3 protein-coding genes are annotated in these 2,996 nt (G+C 68.5%); all 3 read right to left on the bottom strand.

Features of this window, described 5'->3' with window-relative positions; translation table 11 throughout:
- Window positions 1-90: 90 nt before the first annotated feature.
- Window positions 91-366 (bottom strand): DUF3040 domain-containing protein, encoded by a 276-nt coding sequence (locus tag ODJ79_RS46405; RefSeq protein ID WP_263030156.1) that lies wholly within the window; start codon window positions 364-366, stop codon window positions 91-93.
- A 282-nt stretch (window positions 367-648) separates the two neighbouring features.
- The gene (locus tag ODJ79_RS46400) at window positions 649-1,410 is read right to left on the bottom strand and encodes a DsbA family protein (protein ID WP_263030155.1); all 762 of its coding nucleotides are present in this window, start codon (window positions 1,408-1,410) and stop codon (window positions 649-651) included.
- A 268-nt stretch (window positions 1,411-1,678) separates the two neighbouring features.
- The coding region (locus tag ODJ79_RS46395; protein ID WP_411267455.1) for a transketolase-like TK C-terminal-containing protein at window positions 1,679-2,996 on the bottom strand (1,318 nt) is incomplete at its 5' end.

Below are 2,996 nucleotides of genomic sequence, written 5' to 3'. Positions count from 1 at the left end.
ACTGCTCGCATCGACCCTGCCGACCCCCGGCCAACCTGCGGGGCAGCACTCGATCGCCCCCCGCGACGCGCGTGTGGGCCGGCAAGCGGGCTATTGTGGTGGACGCTTACCGTCCATCGAGTGGCCGTGGCGGGTACACCAGATCGCGGCACTGATGACGGCCAGGCTTATCGCTATAAGCGCGACTCCAGGGCTGATCATCAACGCCGCCACACCCATGATCAAAGCAGCTGCGATCCACCACGTGCGTGACTTGCGGGGCCGGCTCTGCGTGACATCGGTCAATCGATCGGCGAACGCGGGATCCGCCGACCGCAGCCCGCGTTCAATCTCCGTCAACCTGCGCTGTTCTGCGTCGCTGAGCATGCCTACTCCCTTCCGACTAACAGCCGTCCGAAGGACCTTCTGCGGAGCCGGCCTCTCGGTCATCTGACGTGAAGCCCCGGCCTGGCGACGGCCAGAGGGGCCGCTCTCTCGATTCGGTTGTTCTTACCGACAGCATCCGGCTCGGTCTGCCCCATCGACAGGGTCGAGGACAGCAAATTGAGATGAGCCGATCTGCTGGACTACGGCAACGGCCGGTCTTGGCCTGACTGACGCGGCCTTTTCGGGCCGAGGCGGTCCTGGTCCACTACGGACCGCGATTGTTCAGCGGTCGGCGCCCAGGGCGCCGGCCGGCTCCGGTGTACGGTTCGCCGGCGCCGGCGAACGACGGTCGGTACGCGGCCCGTCGGGCCGTCGGCCGGGCAGCAGCCCGGCGAGCCAGGTCAATGCCTCGACGCCGGAGCGGGCGGTGCCAGCCGAGTCGACCACGGTAGGCAGCACGGGGATGCCAAGCGCCAGCCAGTCGTGTCGCCAGCTGGTGATGCGCCGCCAGGCGGTGGTCGTCAGTGGTGCTCCGGTTGGGGCGATGGTGCCGCCGAGCATGCGGCTGGGCTGGGCAGGGTCGGGGTTGCCGAGCCCTGGCCGCGGGAGCTCGAGACCCAGGCAGGAACGCACGGGTACGTGGGGGAAGGTCAGGGCGGCGATGAGCGGGCGGACGTCGTAGGCGTTGCTCAGGTGGGCGCCGCTCAGCCAGACAGCGTGGAACAGGTTGCGGCGTAGCTGGTCGGCGATCCCGTCGGTGAGGGCCTCGGCGTAGGCCGATGTCGCCGCGTAGGTGTTGCTGATCAGTGCCGGAACGTTGGTGGGGGCATGCTTGCCGGGAAGTGCCAGGTCGCCAACCTCAGTCAGTTCGCGCCGCCACCGGCCGGCATCGGCCGCGCTGGGTGTGCCGGTCATCGACAGCTGCGGATCGTGCTCCACGGCGCGCCAGTCGACTCGGTGCCCCAGCCGCTGCAGTACGTCGGTTCGCTGGCTGGCCAGATAGGAGTAAGGGCAATTGAAGTCCCCGTAAACGATCAGCTGCATGGCAACTCCCTCGGGGTCGTGTCGGCATCGCCGGCGCGGATGGCCGGTTGGCCATACAGGGTCCAGCTGTGGCTTGGCGTCGCTTGTCGTTATCCGATCGGAGGCACGGCGCAGACGGCCGTGGCCGGTGACGGTTCCACCGCGTGCCTGGTATCCACTGTCACGTCGGGCGAACGGCTCTGCCCAGGCGCTGCCGCGGTCAATGTCGCGGTCCCTGTTTGCCGGCCGCCTGCAATCAGCCGCGTCCGCGTACCCCTGCTTGTTGCCTTCATGTCGTGCCTTCGTGCGGCATGCCCCCGTACGCTGCTTGGGCTTTGCGGACCGTGGCGGCGTCCACCAGTCCGGCCGCAGCCAGCTCCTGGACCACGCGCAGAGCGATCGATGTCTTATCGGTGCGGAAGTGGCGGCGCAGGGCCGGGCGGGTGTCGCTCATGCCGAAGCCGTCGGTGCCCAGAGATGCCCAGCGGCCCGGTACGAAGCGGGCGATCTGGTCCGGTATGGCCCGCATCCAGTCGGACACGGCCACCACGGGGGCGGCGTGTTCCTGCAGGCGGCGGGTGACGTACGGGATACGGGCAGCTTCGTCGGGATGCTGGAGACTCCAGGTATCGGCGTCGAGCGCCTCGCGGCGTAGTTCGGTCCAGGAGGTGACCGACCAGACGTCGGTGTGGATGCCCCACTCGTCGCTGAGCAGGCGTTGCGCGGCCAGCGCGGCCGGCACGGCGATACCGGATGCCAGGATGTGAGCCGCCGGGCCGTCGGTGTTGTCGGTGCCGCGGAGCCGATGCATGCCGGCCAGAATGCCGTCGATGTCGACGTCGTCCGGTTCGGCCGGCTGCAGGATCGGTTCGTTGTAGACGGTGAGGTAGTAGAAGACGTTCTGCTGCGGCTCGCCGTACATGCGGCGCAGGCCGTCGCGCACGATGTGGCCGAGCTCGTAGGCGTAGGCCGCGTCGTAGGCCACGCATGCGGGGTTGGTCGAGGCGAGCAGCAGGGAATGGCCGTCCTGATGCTGCAGGCCCTCGCCGTTGAGCGTGGTGCGGCCGGCGGTGGCGCCGAGGAGGAAGCCCCGGGTCATCTGGTCGGCGGCCGCCCACAGGCCGTCGCCGGTGCGCTGGAAGCCGAACATCGAGTAGAAGATGTACAGCGGGATCATCGGCTGTCCGTGGGTGGCGTACGATGTACCGACCGCCGTCCAGGACGCGGTCGCCCCGGCCTCGGTGATCCCCTCGTGCAGGATCTGGCCATCGGTAGCCTCCTGGTAGGACAGGAACAGGTCCCGGTCGACCGAGGTGTAGGTCTGCCCGTGCGGCGAGTAGATCTTCTTCGTCGGGAACAGTGCGTCCAGTCCGAAGGTACGGGCTTCGTCGGGAATGATCGGCACCAGCCGGGGACCGATCTCAGGATCTTTGATCAGATCCTTGATCAGCCGCACCAGCGCCATGGTCGTGGCCACGGGCTGGATTCCCGATCCGCGTCTCACGCTGGCGTAGGCGGCGTCGCCCGGCAGGCTGAGCGGCCGGCTTCGCACCACCCGATTCGGCAGGAAGCCGCCGAGCTCGCGGCGCCGCTCGAGCATGTACTGG

The organism is Actinoplanes sp. KI2 (assembly GCF_025630775.1).
Classification (GTDB): Bacteria; Actinomycetota; Actinomycetes; order Mycobacteriales; family Micromonosporaceae; genus Actinoplanes.
The sequence above is the reverse complement of the archived record's forward strand: the minus strand, read 5'-3'. Positions and strand labels throughout refer to the sequence as shown.